Below are 17,411 nucleotides of genomic sequence, written 5' to 3' on the forward strand. Positions count from 1 at the left end.
GCTAAATTGCTTTCTTAAGGGCTGAAAGGAGTTTTGTGTTTTGTTCTTCAGTTCCAATGGATATTCTTATTGCATTCGGGAGCCCAAAAGAAGTCAAAGGCCTTATAATTATTCCTTCAGACATTAATTTTAAAAATATCGGGTCAGCTTGTCCTACTTCTACAAGAACAAAATTAGCTTCGGTCTTATTGTATTTGAGGCCAAGCTTGTCGAGGCCGGCGTACAAGGCTTTCTTTACTTCGGAATTGTTCTTGTAAGTTTTATCAAGAAAGGCTCTGTCTTCTAATGCGGCAGAGGCCGCGGCGATTGCTGCGCGGCTCACGTTGAACGGCATTTTGACTTTCATCATCGCGGCAATATTCTCGGGAGCCGAGATGCCGTATCCTATGCGGAGACCAGCCAAACCATAAAACTTTGAGAATGTGCGAAGAACGATAATATTCTTTTGCCCTTCGCGGATATGATCCATGCAGTTGGGGAAATCTTTTGATTCCGCAAATTCGGCATATGCCTCATCGATGATCAACAAAATATTTTCAGGGATCTTTCTGATGAATTCAACCAGCTCGGCTTTGGTAAAAATCGTACCGCAAGGATTATGCGGGTTCGTAAGAAAGATCAATTTTGTTTTGCCGGTTACTGCGGCCGCCATGGCGCTTAAGTTAATCGCGCAGTCTTTCAGCTGGGCCATTACGGGGATTCCTTGATAAATCAATGTTACGAGGCTGTATATACTGAAGGAATTATTCGGGATCACGGCTTCTTCTCCAGGCGATAAAAAAGTTGCGCCGATTATTTGCATAATATCGTCAGAGCCATTGCCGCAAATTATAGAATCAGCTTCGACCAAGAATTTTTTGGATAATGCTTCGCGCAAGCGGCTTGCTTTCTGGTCCGGATATATTTGGAGCGAGCTTAGCTCTTTCTTTATTGCTTCAAGCGCGAGGGGAGAAGGCCCGAACGGGTTTTCGTTTGATGCGAGCTTAATAATGCCTGGCTTGTCAGGATTCTTGCCCGCATTATATTCGGTGAGCCCTGATACGAACGGGCGGAAGATATCCCCGTTCATTTAGAAAGGATTGATCCAGCTCATTCCCAGCAGATATTGCTGGGCGTCTTTGGTCGCAAGCGCATTCTGCTGGTTTCCCGCGATGTTGATCGCGCGTACATCGACGGCAAAAGTCGGTAGAAGCCGAACTCTTAAGCCTCCGTTAAGCTGGAAAACAGTTTCACCCGCGAACATATCAGCCAAAACGGACATTGTGCCGAAAGGAACATCTATTCCAGCCATGCCCATCGGCCTGAATTTATTCTGTGGAAAATCCGCCATAAAGCCGAACGATAGGGATGGACCCTGTGAAAAGGGCTTGGTCGCTACCATATATACGTCCGTCATTGTTTTGCTTGCGAGATTATCTATCCCGATCGCGAGCAAAAGGGGATCCGAGCCATCGCCAATAGCAGGGCTGTATTTTAGATTTACATAAACTCCGTCCCGTATCTCCTTTCCTGCGGCGTCCAACCCGCCTACCATTCCAAGCTCAAAATTGTGGAAGGCGCCGATGTTTGCTTTGTAGTACATTGAAGGCTGATCCGGACTTTTTGAAACCCCGTAGTCAATGGACATATTCCAGTTTTTGTACGGAAGCGAATTTGCGTCTGGGATCCTTGTCAACCCGGATGAACCGGTAAGCGATGGGAACGGGAAATACGCATCTGCTGGCGCAGAAATGACAAATGACAAATAACAAATGACAAATAAAACCCCAATCGTCAAAGACAAGCTTCTAAAATAATTCATAAGATCCTCCTTAGATCCTCCTTGATTATCGGATGAGTGAATTATAAAGAGTTTCTACGCGTTTTGCAATCGCTTTTGAAGAAAATCTTTCATGGGCGTCCACGCGAGCTAGCTCTCCCATTTTTTTGCGAAGCTTGTCGTCGTTTAATAGCCTTTCAATATGCGATGTGAATGCTTCGATATTCCGCGCAACCAGGTACCCGTCGGTGCCCGACCTTACGGTATCGATAAGCCCGCCCGCAAAAAGCGCAACTATAGGAAGAGATAAGGCTTTTGCTTCGGCAAGCACAAGCCCCTGCGTTTCGGTAAGCGAAGCGAAGACAAAAATATCGCCCGCCGCGCAATGGGCTAGCGCGTCCTCATGCTTCAGGCCGCCGGAAAAGATAACATTTTTTACGGGCTTGCTTTTCAGCTCACATAACATCGGTCCGTCCCCTATCAAAAGCAGGTATAAATTTTCACGGTTTAATTTCCGGAAAGCTGAAACAAGGAAGGGGATATTTTTTTCGCGCGAGATCCTACCCAGGCACACAAGCACTTTTGCATCTTTTGGGATGCCAAGAAGGGCTCTTATTTTCCCGCGGCTCCGCATGGCGTCAATTTCCGCGTTAGGGTGTAGGTCGAACCCGCTCGGCACGACTTCGATGCGGTTTTTTATACCCCAGCTCAATAAAACCCTTTTCGACATTGCGGATGGCGCGATCGTCGCATCGATCGAATTGCAGAATGAGCGCAAGTAATTAGCCGCAATGAATTTTACAACTGGGTCCGGCAGTATCCGTATATAATGGGAATAGCGCGTGAAAAGCGTATGGAAAGTATAGGCGATCGGGACTTTTCTTTTTCGCGCAATGCTCCTGGCCAAAAGGCCTTGGAAAAAAGGCGAATGGGCATGGACCAAATCGACTTGCGGCAAGTCTTTTACGAACGGGAGCGCCACGCGAAATCCGGGATACCAAGTTGGGGAAGAAGGAAGCCTGATAACGTCCTTCTCATCGCATACCTCCCCGGGGTAGCTTGGAGCAACGATGTAAACCTTATGCCCAAGAGCCCTAAGCTCCGATGCAAGCGTTACAATGGAGATTGTAACTCCCGAAATATAGGGCTTATAAGAGTCGGTGAAAAAAGCGATGCGCATCTGCTATTTTAACTTTTTTAATATTTGGGGAAGCCGTCTCATGACGGCCAATGTTTCCATTTCTTTTTTATGGTCGACGGCAGGGAACCCTGAAACAACTGAATTTGACGGGATGTCCTTTGTGACACCCGCACGCGCCATGATGATAGTATTGTCTCCGACGGACTGGTGACCTGAAAAGCCGGCCTGGCCGCCAACCGTTACATGCCGCCCAAGCTTAACGCTTCCGGCAAAGCCGACCAATCCTGTTATTGCGCAATCTTCGCCTATCTCGCAGTTGTGCGCGATATGGGTCAAGTTGTCGATCTTGCTCCTGCTGCCGATAATAGTGTTGCCGATCGTGCCTCGCGCAATGCATGTATTAGCGAATATCTCCACATCGTTGCCGATTATTAGTTTTCCTATCTGGGGGATTTTTAAAAATTTGCCGCCTTCGGGCACAAACCCGTACCCGTCAACCCCAAGCCGTGCCCCGCAATGCACTACGCATCTTTTCCCTATTTTCGTGTTCGCGTAAACGCTTGCCTGCGGATAAATTATCGTATTCTCCCCGATCTCAACGCCAGGGCCAATGTACGAAAAGGCGCCGATAACGGCTCCTTTGGCTATTTTTGCAGTCGCGTGAACAACTGCCGTCTTGTGTATTCCGGCCTCGAGCTCGAGGGGATTTTCAAAAAGTGCAAGGATTTTAGCCAGGGCCAATCGCGTATTTTTTACAAGGATCGCGGGCTTTTCTTTAATAATTGAATTGGCTGGCGCCACAACTGCCGCCGCATTAGAGGAAACAGCGTCATTTATAAATTTTTCTTCAAGAGCGAAGACCAGGTCGCTTGTTTTTGCGGACAAAAAATCGGAAACCCCGGCAATCTTTATAGTGGGGCTTCCCGACAATTGTCCGGAAATAAGCTTAGCAAGTTCGCCTAATTTAGGCATTTGCCGTTATTTATTTAGTTCGGTTATTACAAGATCGGTCAGGTCCATTCCGCCGATAATCACAACCTGTTTGTCTACGACAACGTCAATGCCCACTTTGTCTGCAACCTTTTGGACCGATTTGACGATCTCTTTTTGGAGCCTTATCGTTAGCTCTTCATTGAGCTTGAGGAGAAGGTTCCTTTTTGGACTTAATTTTTCTTCGAGCTCTTTCCTAAGTTTTTCAAGGTCTTCTTTGCTTTTGCTTTTCTCTTCAGCTTCTTTGAGCTTTTTTTGGCTTTCTTCGAAGTCTTTTTTGAAAGATTCCTCGTCTTTGCTAAGCTGTTTTTGGGCTTTAGAAGTTTCTTTATACTCTTTGAACACCTTTTGGACATCAATAAGCCCTATATTTGAAGTTTGCGCCGCTTGCGCAATCGACAACGATGCCATGAAACATGAAACCAACATTATAGCGAATAGTTTTCTTAACATAAATTCATCCTCCCTTTTTGATGCCCAAATTGTAGCATATAAAATATTTAAAATAAAGTGAAATTTTTCTTGGAGGAATATGATGTATATGCGGAGGCGAGAACCCCGAATATGCAAAAATGTTAAACCGACTTAGCTCCATTTTAAAACTGCGAACCAATCTACACCAAGGGAAACGCTATGATGTAGCGATAGTTGGAGGGGGAATCATTGGTGCGGCAATCGCGGTTTCCTGCGCGCGCCAGGGATGGTCGGTTTTGGTAGTAGATAAAGGGGATTTGGCGGGAGAAACCTCTGCCAACAGTACCGGCCTTCTCCATGGAGGCGCGCGTTACGCAGAAAAATTAGAATTTGGCATGGTGCTTTCTGCCATCCGCGGCAGGGAAGCTTTCAAAAGAGCGGCTCCCCATTTGGTCAGGGAAGTGCAGTACTTGGTTCCTGCTTTCTCGGAAGGGAAGCATAGTTATCGAAAAATGCAGGTTGGCCGTTGGTTATATGACGCAACCGAATGGATGGGTTTTAGTTCGTTTCCCCGGGGCAGAACAGCGAATGCCAGAGAACTCAGGTTGGAAGATATTCCCTTTGCGTATGGAAGCATCAAAGGAGGATCTTTTTTTTGGGACGGGCAAACCGATGATCACCGTTTGGCTTTGACCATGTTGACGACAGCGGCTCAATACCGGGCGCATGTAATCAGCCGCATGGAGTGCTGCGGTTTCATTTATTCTGACGGGGGAAAAGCTCAAATTATCGGCCTGGAAATGAAGGATCAATTGGGTACGGAGACTTTTGAAGTCCGAGCCAATGCGGTTGTCAATGCCGCTGGCTCGTGGGCGCAGAATGTGGTTGGGCTGCAGGACCCTCATGCGCGCCAATTACAAACGCTGGATGCAGGCTCGCATTTAATAGTTAGAAACTTTTTTGAACAGCAGTTGAAGAGCGGATTTTTTGCCGAATTCAAGGATGGCCGACTGGTATTTATCCTCCCGCACGGGGAGAATCTCCTTATCGGGACTACCTCTGAAGGGAAAAGAGAATCCTTAGCAAATGTTTTTCCCTTACCGGAGCACAACCAATACTTGCTGGACGGCGTAAATGGGCTTTTTCCGTTTGCCAACCTTGTCCCCGCGGATATTATTTTTGCTTATTCCGCGCACCGGGCGCTTTACAAAGACCCCAAGGCGAAAAATGCTGATGGGCTTTCCCGTGAACATGCGGTATTTGTTTCCCCGCAGGGATTGATTACGATTATTGGAGGGAAAATTACCGCTTCTCCGCTGATCGGCGAACAAGTCGCAAAATTGGCCGCCAAAAAGAGCAACCGTCCTTTTGAAAAGATTCCTATTGATGGCCTCCTCTATGGAGCAACCGATAGTTTTGATGTTTTTATGAGGGAAGAACTTCCGGCCTTGTCTGAAAAGTTTTTGGCTGATAAAAGGCTTTGTCGGCATCTCTTGTTAAAATACGGAAAGTTTGCCAGAGAAGTTTTAGAGGCGGCGGAAGGAGACAAAACTTTACTGGAGCCCCTGGAACCTTGGGCATTTGATATTGGCGCGCAGGTGGTTTATGCGGTGAGGCACGAAATGGCGCTAAAGGTAACAGATGTATTATCGCGTCGAATCCGGCTCGAAAGAGAAGTTGGAAACGGTCTCGTCGCTTCGGAACGTGTAGCAGAGATCATGGCCAAAGAACTGGGCTGGCCAGAAGAAGAAGCGGCTGCTCATGTGAGTAGTTATAAAGAAAAGGTCCAGAGAGGCAAAGCGGCGCCAAGGCCGCCAGCAGGCTAAGCGTTTTTAGCGTGCCATCTTAAAGTGCGTCCATAATTTTTTTGAACCATTTTTTGAGCTTAGAAGCCATCGTTGCAAGATAGGATTTCCATTAAACTTTTCTTCTCCCATTCGCTTGGTTCTAATGACTTTGCAGAGTCCTCCGCACTTTAGGGCGGGGATTCCATTAAGAGGATTTTGGGATCAATGTGATTGCGGTTGGCAGGGCTTTCATTTTTCTGTATTCCTTGCGCGCCAAGGTATTACGGGCAATTAAAAATAGTTTACTCCAAAGTGAAATTTCGGGGGGCTGTAGATATATATGTGAGGCCAAAGGAGAATAGGCAATCAATAGAAAAAATAGATTGATTTTTCAAAGGTCTCGCAGGAGGGGTTGAAAAAGTCAACGGAAAGAATTTCAAAGAAATAAGGAGGCTTAAAATGACAAAGACAAATATAGTGGGTGTAGTAAGATCCAGAATGACAGCTTTCGAACAGGTATGCGGTTCTTTTGCGGATCGAGAAAGAGGATTGGCTCTTACAGTCGGGAGGCCGGATGGAACAAGAATAAGATTGAGAGATGCCACATATCAGGATGTCACATATCGGCTAGGGAATAATCCACATGAGGATAGGTGCGTTGAGATGGTAACGAGGTTGCGGCTTGAAAAAGAAGACTCGCTTGAAGTCCGTACTCCCGTTGGAATTTTGCTGTCAAACATAGAAATCTATGTGCCAAATAAAAAGAAATTTGCATCTCTTAATGAGAGTAGACTTTCTGATATAGATGCTGCAATGCAATTTGTTGATAATTTTTTGTTATATAATGCAATGTGCGCGGCAGCGGAAAAAGGCGGGCCTACGCCTAAAGATATTTCAAATATTGGCCTTGCTTTTGCTATGACCAAAAGAATACCTATTCCTGCAATGCATGAACGCAAGCCTGCGATGAAGGATGTATTTCCAATAGCGATAGGGCAAGCAGACGTAATCGTTAAAGAATTCCAGGCATTTTTAGACGCAGGATATTCAATGCCTTCCCCCCCTGTTATCGAAAAAGGTTGCTTCGGAATATTCTTATCTTGCTGACGATTACAAGCCGGCGCTTGTTGATAACGAAACTGACAAAACAGCTTATTGCGATTGGTTGAGCTATATAACCAGAAGGAAATTTAGATTATTAACTCAAGCTGAATGGGAGGTCGCGATAAAGCATAAAATTATCTTTCCTACTACTAATAAAGATGGAAACTCTAACCCTGTTGGCTTCATCCTTGCCGAGGATTAACAGGAACTCGATCCTGCCAAAGGCCGGCACGCGCCAAAATAATTCTTAAATAATTCTTAATCAACTGAAATTTTGGGAAGTACGGTACGATAAAAGAGTATGGCAGAAGGCGTACACTTTAGAATAGGCGGCAATGACGCATCTTCTTGGGAAAATGCGGCATCCTATGCGCTAAAAAATATTTGTGGGCGAGATCCGTCGTCAGCCAATATGGCTGGCGCCGAAAAAGCTTTGAAAGCGCAGAATGAGGCGCATCTAAAAGGAGAAGGCGCATACAGGATAAATCTTTCTCTCCCATCCGGCGCGGACCATAGGTTTTTTTCAAAATTAAGGCCAGGCGTCGAGATATACGTTGTTCCAGCCGAATTTTGCCAGAAAGATGAACCAAAGATTATCGTAAAAGAAGTTGAAATACCTTGCAAAGAAGCTCCTAAACCTATTCCAGCGCCTGATCCTATGCCTGTCCCTGCCCCAAAGCCAGAGCCAAAACCCGAGCCAGTTCCTGCGCCTAAGTCTACGCCTGTTCCCAAGGCTAAGCCAAAGCCTAAGCCTAAGCCTAAAGATAATGGAGGCAAAGTCACAATATGAGCGATCTTTCTGCAAGCCCGGTCTGCGCAAAATATTCTATTGCGCCCTCAAGACTAATGCCGGCCTCCGATAAAGAAGCGGCGGCAAGGGCGGAAGATATTATAAGCATCCTGAAGGAAATAGACGCGTTGTCCAAAGCGAAGGTACTAGTCGGCAGTATTTCCGGCATCTCATCTGCGGCGGTCAAGATCTTTGCGGGAACAAAACCCGACAAATGGTTAGATGATGTACGGTTTGAGAATTATATCCAAAAGAAGCTCGAGGCAGTAATCGAAAAGCTTAAAAGTAGAAAATTTGCGAATGATAAGATCAAATTTGAACAAATGCTTGCGATCTTGAAACCAGTTTTGGACGCGCTTTTGCAAATAAAAAGCAGCCTTTCCCCTGAATCAAAAAAGATATACGATGAAAAAACGCGCTCGCTTATAAGCAATATTACCACTGACGATATCATGAATGCCCTTGAACGCATCGCAGCAGGGATAGCCGGGAAATTTTCACAGAAAGAAAGAGCCGCGCTTGGGATAACAGATAATAAAACACCAAATTATTCAGTATTTGAAGCATACATTAGGAGGCAATGCATCCCATCTGCCGCGGTACCGAAGCTCGTCCTGCCGATCGATCCGCCTAAAAAAATCGAATCTCCCCCATCTTGGGTTTTTAATGCAAATGGAAGCATAGGCGGCGGATATTTGAGCGGAACCGCAGCGGGGCTTTCGTTAAGGGCCGACGTTAAAATTGGAAAACTTTCGATCTCTCTTGGATACCTTAATAAGGAAAGATTTTCCAACGGCTTTTTGCAGGAGGCCTTCGACAAGTATTACGCCGCCGCATCTTATCTTCTCGGAGATCTTGCGGTTGCCGGCGGGCCGCAGACTAATTATCACGCCATTGCGCGCGAATTCGAATTTGGAGGATTTGCTTCGGGAAGTTTTACAAAAAAGGCGCATTCCGCTTCATTACTTATCAATCCTTCGTCAAGAGGTATTTTTGCCGCGGGGAGATATGCGTACGACAAATATGGGGCGGTTGTGTCTTTTAGTTCTGTAAGCGGTGCGCAAGCGACCGTTTTCGCTTCATTTAATATTTGGAAATTAAGAGTTTCCCCTTTTGTGTCGGCAGATAAAAATGGATTTGGCGGAGGCTTGTCTGTTGGGGCAGGGTCTGAAAACCCGGCAAACAATTTATATCCCGAGAGGTTCACACAATGGCAGTAGCTGCAACAGTTAGAGCTCAAACTTTAGGAATAAGATATAGAGGATTTTCAAGGATCGCAGTAGAGCATCCGCGGCTCGCAAATATTGCAAAGTTTGGAACTCCTATTGCTTCTGCCGGATTTTCCGCATTCAGCTATTATTTATTAACATTCGCAGCGCTTATTCCTGATGCACTGATGACAGCGGGAGCTGGCTTTGGAGTTGGCGTCTTTTTAGCGGCGATCGGTTCTCTTGTTTCACAAAAAGGGCAAGCAGCTGCAGCGGCTGAAGAAAATTTGGCGCGTGCGGATGCCGCAGAAGCCGCGCTTCAGGCAAGCCGGCTTGCATTACTGGGAACGCAAGAGATGAACGTTCTTGGGCTCTCGGTAGATGCGCGTTTGAAATCGATAAGAAGAGAAATAGCTGACCTGAAAAGCGGCATAGAGAAAAATCAAAGTCTGCTGATAATCAGGCGTAAAGAGGTATCGCGGCAAAGCAAGATGGGCGAAACCCAGGATGCAATAATCGGAGCCGCAGCCAGAGAAGGTATTGAGCACGATGTCAAAACTTTGCCGGGCAGAATAGAAGGGCAAGAAAATGAATTAAGAGGGCTTGAGATCAGCGAAGCGCAGACGGAAAGGTCGCTATTTCCAAGCGCTCTCATTACAGACATCGAAGAATTGGGAAAAGGCGGGATGGGTCAGGTTCAGGTTGGATATTGTCCGAAACTCGGCAAAAAAGTGGTGCTAAAAACAATGCTTTCGGATAAGCTTGACAAAGAGGCATTAAGGGAAGCAAAGGAACGGTTTAAGAGAGAAGCCCTGTCCCAATCGCAGATATTTGACCCAAATGTCGCAAAAATTTATGGATATTCCGAAGAGACAAAGACCGACAGCGGCGGGCAAACATATATTGTTTACACTATTTACCAGGAATACATTGAAGGCATGGATCTTACAAAATATTTGGATGCGCTCGAGGGGCGGCCGCGGCCGGTGATCGATATCCTTAGCCTATTTTTACAGATCGCAAAGGGTGTTGCCGCGACGCACGCAAAAAACATTATCCACCGGGACCTTAAGCCTGACAATGTGAGGGTCAGCGGCTTGAAATTTGCAAAATTGATCGATTTTGGCATTGCCAAAGCGGCTAAAGAACACGGAGAAAACGCCGGAGGAACGCAGCTGACGGCGTCCGGGAATATTATAGGAACGCCGCAATACATGGCGCCCGAGCAAATTCTTCCTGGAGGCAGTAGGAGAATCGGCCCAAAAACGGACGTTTTTGCGCTCGGAATTATTTTATTTGAAATGCTTACGGGAAAGCGCCCTTATCAGGGAACCCAGATCGACCAATCATCCGGCGCTTGGGAGCAAGCAGACGAGCAATCGTTGCAATCCCTGCAAATCCTTCTCCGCACAATATCGGCTTTTGGCAACAGGACAGCGTATCCGTTCCCTGTAATTTCGAAAACTTTAGGGGAACACCATGAATTACAGATACTTGTTGAAAGAATGACAGAAAATAACGTCGAACAAAGAATTCCATTGAGCGAAGCGATCAAAGAAATTAATGAATTAATAGCCAATTTTTCTAAACAGAAGATTTTCGCAATCTAAATTTGAAAAGGCTTCAAAGCCCCGCTCACTATTATAGATATCACGGCATTGCTCCAAAGATACTATCTTCACCTCCTTAGGCCATCCAAAGGCGTGTAGTATTGTGCGGGTATGTTCAAAAGAAAGCTTTCAAACAATATTCTACCTTTCTTTAACGAGATTGCTTGAAGACACAAAATAAGAACGAGTTTTCTTCATCTAGAAAATGGTAAAATAGGCGCATGCTTTCCGAAAAAGAACAATTCGACATCTACGCGCGCGAACTAATAGAATGGAACAAAAAGTTCAATTTAACGGCCATAGCAGAAATTGAAGAAATTAAAAAACGCCATTTCGACGATTCGCTTTCAATTCTCCAGGCGATCGACTTAAAAGACGAAAAAGTCGTAGACATCGGGCCGGGCGCCGGGTTCCCGGGTATCCCATTAAAAATCGTACGACCAAATATAAAATTAACACTTGTTGAAGGGACCAGAAAAAAATCCGAATTCTTAACCCATATTGTAAAAACATTAGAGCTAAAAGATGTCGAGGTGGTTTGGGGCCGCGCTGAAGAGATCAATCGAAATAAAATATATTCCAACCAATTCGATGTCGCATTGGCCCGCGCGGTCGCAAAACTCCCCGCCCTTGCAGCATATGCTCTTCCATTCTTAAAATACGGCGGGATTTTTATCGCACAAAAGCAGAACGAAGTCGAAGAGGAAGTAAAAACTGCGATCGGCGAATTAAATAAACTTCAAGGCAAGCTCGTCGAGATCAAGAAAGTCGATGTCCATGGGATCGTCCGTTCTCTTGTTATTATTAAGCGGATTGTAGTATAATTTCCCCATGGCGACAACCACATCCTTCGTCAACCAAAAAGGCGGAGTGGGCAAGACCACAACAACAATTAATCTAGCGGCTTACCTTGCTGCTTTTGGGAAAAGAATACTCATAATCGATATCGATGCCCAAGGCAATGCGACTGTCGGCTGCGGCATCGACCGCGAAAACCTTGAGCTCGACATATATGATGTATTAATAGAAGGCACTCCCATTAAAGATGCCATCAAAAAAACAAACCTGAACAATCTCGATGTAGTCCCTGCATCCGCGCACCTTGCCGGAGCCGAAGTAGAATTGGTCCCTGTCCCCGACCGCGAACTAAAATTAAAAACTGCAATTGCCGAAATAAAAGACCAGTACGATTATATAATGATCGATTGCCCGCCATCGCTCAATTTGCTGACCGTAAATGCGCTTGCCGCGTCCGACGAAGTTATGATCCCGATCCAGTGCGAGTATTACGCGCTTGAAGGAATAAGCCAGCTTATGAAAACACTAGACCTCGTCCGCGAAAGCTTGAACCCAATGCTAAAAATCGGCGGGATAATTTTAACGATGTATGACCAAAGAACGGTATTGTCAAACCAAGTCGCCGAAGAAGCCCGGAAACATTTTGGGACAAAAGTTTTCCAAACGATAATTCCGCGAAATATTCGATTGGCGGAAGCTCCAAGCTTTGGCCAGCCGATTATTTTTTATGATCCGGGGTCGACAGGCGCGCTAGCTTACGAGAAATTAAGCAGGGAGGTGATCGGCGATGAATAAAAAAGGACTAGGTAAAGGATTGGGGGCGCTCATCCCAAAAGGTTCCGTATTTACGGGCGGCCGGACCATCGTTAATATCAGCATTGATCAGGTAATTCCAAACCCCAGACAGCCTCGCACCATATTCAATGAATCAAGCCTAAAAGAACTCGCCGACAGCATTAAAACTTCCGGCGTCGCCCAGCCTGTATTGGTCAGGATGCGCAAAGGGAATTACGAATTAGTCGCGGGTGAAAGGCGATTACGCGCCGCGAAGCTTGCCGGTTTAGCCGCAATTCCCGCTATCATAAAAGATTTTTCCGATGAAGAATCGGTTCAATTGGCATTGATCGAAAACCTGCAGCGCGAAGACCTAAATCCTATGGACGAAGCCGAAGCGTATGGGAGATTGGTCTCTGAATTCAATTTGAGCCAAGAAGTAGTCGCAAAAAAAGTCAGCAAAAATCGATCAACGGTCGCTAATATGTTAAGACTTCTTGAATTGCCAAAAGATGTCCAAAAAGCTTTGAGAAAGGGGGATCTTTCAACAGGACACGCCCGCGCTTTGCTATCGATTGAGAACAAAGATAAACAGTTATCAATATTTCATGAAGTCGTAAAAAGTAAACTTAGCGTAAGGGATATTGAAGTATTGGTCTATGGGGCGCCTAAAAGCATTAAAGCTCGCAAGGCTTCTAATAGCCATAAAAAGGCTAATGATGAATTGAAGCCTTGGGAAGATAAATTAACAACCCATCTTGCTACAAAGGTAAGAATGCATGGTACGGCTTCGCGCGGACGAATTGAGGTCGAATATTTTTCGCAAGACGATCTTGAACGAATTCTAACAATTATTACAGGCGAAGCGCTTGAAAATACCCATAAGACCGCAGAAAAATATGAATTGGCGGCAACTATTCCACCGGAGGCGGCGGGAAGCTAGATTGAAGATTTTTTCATCTGTTCGATAGCTGTTTCAATTGTTAAGCCGTCTTTTACCGCTTTTAGCAATATTTGGTAGAGCTTTCTTGTATTTGGGTCAGAATTTGCAAGAGTTGGGCCCATTTGGGCTTCGAAGGTCGCTTTGCCTTCGGGTGAAAGTATCGAATACACCTCAAAAAACCGGTTAATTTCATCAGTAAGCCTCAAATTTAGGTTTGTCATAAGTAAATTATAGCATATCGTCATCAAATATGTTATAATAGCGGCACAGTGGCAAAGATTTATCCTTTTCGCGGCGTTTTATACAATAAAAAGAGATTAAAAAAACTGTCCAAGGTGATATCGCCTCCCTATGATGTCATATCCGAAGAACTCCAAGACGAGCTTTACAACGAATCCGATTTTAAGATGGTCAGGCTTATCCTTGGCAAAGAATTCCCTGGGGACAATGAATACAACAATAAATACGTCAGGGCCGCGGCCTCTTTCGACGGCTGGGTCCGGCACGGGATATTGGTCCAGGATGAAAAACCGGGGATATATGTTTATGAACAGCAGTTCAAGTACTGCAGGAAAACATATTCAAGGCTAGGCGTTGTCGCTCTGCTTCGGCTGGAAGAATTTGGCAAAGGAAAGGTTTTTCCCCACGAGCATACGCTGTCTAGGCCTAAGCTTGACAGGATCGAGCTCATGCGGGCGGCATCGGCGAATTTTGACTGTGTTTTTTCTGTCTTCCAGGATGAAAAAGGCAAATTCATCAAATTCCTGAAAAAATTCACAAGGAAAAAACCTGATATCGAGGCAAAGGACAAGGACGGCATTAACAACCGGTTATGGCGCGTCAACCAGAAAAGCGTGGTAGCCAGGCTCCAAAAGGAATTCAAGGACAAGGCCGTTTTTATTGCCGATGGCCACCACCGCTATGAAGCGGCTTTAAGGTATCGCAATGAAATGAAAATGCGCAATACGCGCTTTACCGAAGAAGAGATCTATAACCATGTCATGGCATATTTTACTCCGATCGAAAACCCCAGCCTTCTTGTCCTGCCAATCCACAGGATCATAAGGGAACTGCCCCAAGCCGAAATTTCAAATATTTTGGTGGAGCTTGGGGTGCATTTTAATATTACCGAGATCCCGTTCGGAAAAAGATCCGAAACCCGCGCGCGCAAAAAGCTTTTGTCATTGCTTCAAAAAAATATGGAAGAGCACGCGTTCGGGATATACTTCAAAGAAGAGCCCAATAAATATTATCTTTTAACGCTAAAAGATGAAGCTGTCATGCAGGACCTTATCGAAGAGGAAAAGCCGCTCGCTTGGAAAAAATTGGATGTTACGATACTCCACAGCCTTATTCTAGATGATATATTAAATCTCCACGGTGAAGACCATTATACTTACACTCGCGATGAGAACGAAGCTCTTGACCGAGTAAAGAACGGGGAATTCGGGATGGCCGCGATCTTAAACCCGACAAAATTGTCTGATGTCATAACAATAGCCTGCAAATATGAAAGAATGCCCCAAAAATCGACATTCTTTTATCCAAAACTGACGACCGGCATGGTTATCAATAAGATAGTCCACGGCGAAAAAGTTGAATAGCCTCAATTCGGCGTTGATAACGCCCTATACTGCAATGCTTCAGCGATATGTTTTGCGTTAATATTTTCCGATGATTCAAGATCCGCGATCGTCCTCGAAACTTTCAATATCCGATCATACGCCCTCCCGCTGACTTTCAAATGAATTATCGCGGATTTAAGAAGATCGGAAGCTTCCTTGTCCAGTTCGCAAAATATTCTTATATGTTTTGGCGCCATGCTGGAATTTGAATATATGCGACGGCCTTCGAATCTTTTTTCCTGGATCTTTCTTGCGGAGACGACTCTTTCTCGGATCTGTGCCGATGTTTCGCCTTGAGGAAGGGAAACGAGTTCTTCTTTTTTAAGACGCGGAACTTCTATGTGTATATCTATTCGATCAAGCAAAGGCCCCGATATTTTTCCCCAATATTTTTGTATTTTATTTGGCGGGCATGAACAGTTTTTCATGGGATCCATGTAATTGCCGCAAGGGCAGGGGTTCATCGCGGCTACCAGCATAAAATCGGCAGGGTAGGTCACTGATGCGAGAGCTCTTGATACTGTAACTTGATGATCTTCAAGCGGTTGCCGCAGCACTTCCAAAACTTCGCGCTGAAATTCCGGGAATTCATCCATGAATAGCACGCCAAGATGCGCGAGCGAGACTTCGCCTGGTCGAGGCATTCTTCCCCCGCCGATTATTCCGATATCAGATGTAGTGTGATGGGGCGAGCGAAACGGCCTTTTTGTAATTAGCACATTTTTTCGATCGATCATTTCGGTAATTGAATAAAGTTTTGTAACTTCCAGCGCTTCATCAAGAGATAGGGGCGGCATAATGCTTGGTAGTCTTTTTGCGAGCATCGTTTTTCCCGATCCCGGAGGGCCTACGAGTAATATGTTGTGTCCGCCTGCAGTCGCGATCTCTAGCGCGCGTTTCGCGTGCGATTGTCCTTTTATTTCCGAAAAATCAAAATCGAATTCGATGTTTTTATTGAACAATTGTTCAAGATCAACTTTGTGATAATTTATTTGTAATTCCCCGTTCAGATATTGCACAGCTTCTTTAAGGGTTGAAACGGGAACTACATTTAATTCTTTAATAAGCGCCGCTTCATCGGCGTTCTCTTTTGAGACGATGACATTTTGCGACCCAAGCTTTTGCATTGAGTGGCAGATAGGAAGCATTCCGGACACTCCTCGCACTTCGCCGTTTAAAGATAATTCTCCCAGCATGAAAGTGTTTTTAAATTCGTTGGCGCCCATTTGTTCAGAAGAAGAGAGAAGCCCAATGGCGATCGGAAGATCGTATAATGGGCCTTCTTTTCTTACATCGCCTGGCGCAAGATTGATCGTAAAATATTGGGCAGGGAATTCAAACCCGGAATTTACTATCGCGCATTTGACGCGATCGCGGCTCTCTTTAACTGCCGCGTCCGGAAGCCCTACGATGCTTTGTCCGGGAAGCCCTCGGCTTGAATCGATCTCAACTTCAACCCTCTGTCCATCGAGCCCCTGCAATGACGCGCTATCAAGTTTTACAAGCATTTTTTAATCTCCTTATTTGATCCCAAATGCATTTTTAATATGGTCGACATTCGTTTTGCCGGAAAAATCTTTATAAATGGCGACAACATCGAATCTGCAGTATTCGTTTTGTAGTTTGTTTTTATAGAGATAAAATCTTGCCGCGTGGATAATCGATCCGCGCTTGTTTTTTTGCACGGCATGAATGGGGAGAGAATTGCTTCTGAACGAATACGATTTTACTTCGACGAAGACCAAATAATTCTTATCTCTTGCTATAATATCTATCTCGCCTTGCTGCGACCTGAAATTTCTTTCGATGATCGAGAAGCCTTGTTGCTTGAGATAAGCCGCTGCAGTATTTTCGCCCTCGATTCCAAGTTGATAACTAAGTTTACCCATTTTGGAAACCAAATTTCTTTGTCGGTTTTTCTTTTGGCATCATTAGTTCTCTAATTGCTTCAAATACCGTTTGAATTTCAATATCGTGTTTTTCGTATTTTCTTTCAAGTTCTTTGAGCTTTTGGGCTAAATCTTTATTATTAGAAAGAAATCTCCGTAATTTTACAAAAGTTCGCATAATTGCAATATTCACATCAATTGCGTTATTACTGCTTAAAACGGAAGATAGCATTGAAACCCCTTGTTCGGTGAAAGCGTAGGGGAGATATTTTATGTTTGATCCTCTGTTCAAGGTCACAATTTGTGACCTTGAATTGGGTTCTTTTGCCTGGATGATTCTTTTTGCTTCTTCTGCCGTCAGCTTAAACATAAAATCCGAGGGAAAGCGCCTCGAGTTTCTTTTAACGGCTTGATTAAGGGCTTTTGTTTTAACCCCATAGAGTTTTGCCAGATCGGAAGCAAGCATAACCTTAAGCCCGCGTATCAGATAAATTTTATTCTCTATTGTTTCTATTGGAATAATGTTTGGCATTGTTTTGTCTCCTTTGAACAAGAAGACAGCAATTTTCATACCAGGTT

Annotated in this window: 19 protein-coding genes; 10 read left to right on the forward strand and 9 right to left on the reverse strand. The window is 45.0% G+C overall.

Features of this window, described 5'->3' with window-relative positions:
* Nucleotide 1: 1 nt before the first annotated feature.
* Genes HZC34_06760 through HZC34_06780 form a run of 5 tightly spaced genes read right to left on the reverse strand, consistent with a single transcriptional unit; the run spans nucleotide 2 to nucleotide 4,343 of the window.
* Nucleotides 2-1,069: a histidinol-phosphate transaminase gene (locus HZC34_06760; protein ID MBI5701518.1), complete on the reverse strand. Its 1,068-nt coding sequence runs from the start codon at nucleotides 1,067-1,069 to the stop codon at nucleotides 2-4.
* Complete coding sequence (locus HZC34_06765) at nucleotides 1,070-1,801, reverse strand: hypothetical protein (GenBank protein ID MBI5701519.1); 732 nt, start codon at nucleotides 1,799-1,801, stop codon at nucleotides 1,070-1,072. It abuts the gene before it with no gap.
* Nucleotides 1,802-1,826: 25 nt separating this feature from the next.
* The gene (locus HZC34_06770; protein MBI5701520.1) at nucleotides 1,827-2,939 is read right to left on the reverse strand and encodes a glycosyltransferase; all 1,113 of its coding nucleotides are present in this window, start codon (nucleotides 2,937-2,939) and stop codon (nucleotides 1,827-1,829) included.
* 3 nt (nucleotides 2,940-2,942) lie between these two features.
* Nucleotides 2,943-3,872, reverse strand: coding sequence for a UDP-3-O-(3-hydroxymyristoyl)glucosamine N-acyltransferase (lpxD, locus tag HZC34_06775; GenBank protein ID MBI5701521.1), 930 nt, complete (start codon nucleotides 3,870-3,872; stop codon nucleotides 2,943-2,945).
* A 6-nt stretch (nucleotides 3,873-3,878) separates the two neighbouring features.
* Nucleotides 3,879-4,343: an OmpH family outer membrane protein gene (locus HZC34_06780; GenBank protein ID MBI5701522.1), complete on the reverse strand. Its 465-nt coding sequence runs from the start codon at nucleotides 4,341-4,343 to the stop codon at nucleotides 3,879-3,881.
* A 119-nt stretch (nucleotides 4,344-4,462) separates the two neighbouring features.
* On the opposite strand from HZC34_06780, the gene HZC34_06785 reads away from it, so the two are divergent.
* From HZC34_06785 to HZC34_06825, 9 genes are all read left to right on the forward strand, one after another.
* Nucleotides 4,463-6,130 carry a glycerol-3-phosphate dehydrogenase/oxidase gene (locus HZC34_06785; GenBank protein ID MBI5701523.1) on the forward strand — a complete coding sequence of 556 codons (1,668 nt, stop codon included), beginning with the start codon at nucleotides 4,463-4,465 and terminating at the stop codon, nucleotides 6,128-6,130.
* Nucleotides 6,131-6,550: 420 nt separating this feature from the next.
* Nucleotides 6,551-7,198 (forward strand): hypothetical protein, encoded by a 648-nt coding sequence (locus HZC34_06790; GenBank protein MBI5701524.1) that lies wholly within the window; start codon nucleotides 6,551-6,553, stop codon nucleotides 7,196-7,198.
* 58 nt (nucleotides 7,199-7,256) lie between these two features.
* Nucleotides 7,257-7,397: a hypothetical protein gene (locus HZC34_06795; GenBank protein ID MBI5701525.1), complete on the forward strand. Its 141-nt coding sequence runs from the start codon at nucleotides 7,257-7,259 to the stop codon at nucleotides 7,395-7,397.
* 99 nt (nucleotides 7,398-7,496) lie between these two features.
* Nucleotides 7,497-7,985, forward strand: a complete 489-nt coding sequence (locus tag HZC34_06800; GenBank protein ID MBI5701526.1) for a hypothetical protein — start codon at nucleotides 7,497-7,499, stop codon at nucleotides 7,983-7,985.
* Nucleotides 7,982-9,205: a hypothetical protein gene (locus tag HZC34_06805; protein MBI5701527.1), complete on the forward strand. Its 1,224-nt coding sequence runs from the start codon at nucleotides 7,982-7,984 to the stop codon at nucleotides 9,203-9,205. The genes HZC34_06800 and HZC34_06805 overlap by 4 nt, the downstream gene beginning before the upstream one ends.
* The gene (locus HZC34_06810) at nucleotides 9,196-10,803 is read left to right on the forward strand and encodes a serine/threonine protein kinase (GenBank protein MBI5701528.1); all 1,608 of its coding nucleotides are present in this window, start codon (nucleotides 9,196-9,198) and stop codon (nucleotides 10,801-10,803) included. Before HZC34_06805 ends, HZC34_06810 begins: the two co-directional genes overlap by 10 nt.
* A gap of 221 nt (nucleotides 10,804-11,024) precedes the next feature.
* Complete coding sequence (gene rsmG / locus HZC34_06815; GenBank protein ID MBI5701529.1) at nucleotides 11,025-11,627, forward strand: 16S rRNA (guanine(527)-N(7))-methyltransferase RsmG; 603 nt, start codon at nucleotides 11,025-11,027, stop codon at nucleotides 11,625-11,627.
* A 7-nt stretch (nucleotides 11,628-11,634) separates the two neighbouring features.
* Entirely contained in the window at nucleotides 11,635-12,396 is a 762-nt protein-coding gene (locus HZC34_06820) for a ParA family protein (GenBank protein ID MBI5701530.1), read from the forward strand.
* On the forward strand, nucleotides 12,389-13,318 hold the full coding sequence (locus HZC34_06825; protein ID MBI5701531.1) for a ParB/RepB/Spo0J family partition protein: 930 nt from the start codon (nucleotides 12,389-12,391) through the stop codon (nucleotides 13,316-13,318). The genes HZC34_06820 and HZC34_06825 overlap by 8 nt, the downstream gene beginning before the upstream one ends.
* Here HZC34_06825 and HZC34_06830 read toward each other — a convergent pair.
* Nucleotides 13,315-13,539 carry a hypothetical protein gene (locus HZC34_06830; protein MBI5701532.1) on the reverse strand — a complete coding sequence of 75 codons (225 nt, stop codon included), beginning with the start codon at nucleotides 13,537-13,539 and terminating at the stop codon, nucleotides 13,315-13,317. The genes HZC34_06825 and HZC34_06830 overlap by 4 nt on opposite strands.
* Before the next feature lie 48 nt (nucleotides 13,540-13,587).
* Between HZC34_06830 and HZC34_06835 the strand changes: the two genes are divergently transcribed.
* On the forward strand, nucleotides 13,588-14,922 hold the full coding sequence (locus tag HZC34_06835; protein MBI5701533.1) for a DUF1015 domain-containing protein: 1,335 nt from the start codon (nucleotides 13,588-13,590) through the stop codon (nucleotides 14,920-14,922).
* Between the two features lie 2 nt (nucleotides 14,923-14,924).
* Here the strand turns inward: HZC34_06835 and HZC34_06840 are convergent, their stop codons facing one another.
* The 3 genes from HZC34_06840 to HZC34_06850 are packed head-to-tail and all read right to left on the reverse strand — an operon-like array spanning nucleotide 14,925 to nucleotide 17,364.
* Nucleotides 14,925-16,451, reverse strand: a complete 1,527-nt coding sequence (locus HZC34_06840) for a YifB family Mg chelatase-like AAA ATPase (protein ID MBI5701534.1) — start codon at nucleotides 16,449-16,451, stop codon at nucleotides 14,925-14,927.
* A gap of 12 nt (nucleotides 16,452-16,463) precedes the next feature.
* Nucleotides 16,464-16,832 (reverse strand): YraN family protein, encoded by a 369-nt coding sequence (locus tag HZC34_06845; protein MBI5701535.1) that lies wholly within the window; start codon nucleotides 16,830-16,832, stop codon nucleotides 16,464-16,466.
* Nucleotides 16,825-17,364 (reverse strand): ORF6N domain-containing protein, encoded by a 540-nt coding sequence (locus HZC34_06850; protein ID MBI5701536.1) that lies wholly within the window; start codon nucleotides 17,362-17,364, stop codon nucleotides 16,825-16,827. Before HZC34_06850 ends, HZC34_06845 begins: the two co-directional genes overlap by 8 nt.
* Between the last annotated feature and the right edge of the window lie 47 nt (nucleotides 17,365-17,411).

Source organism: Candidatus Saganbacteria bacterium, from assembly GCA_016223245.1.
Taxonomy (GTDB): Bacteria; Margulisbacteria; WOR-1; order XYC2-FULL-46-14; family XYC2-FULL-37-10; genus JACRPL01.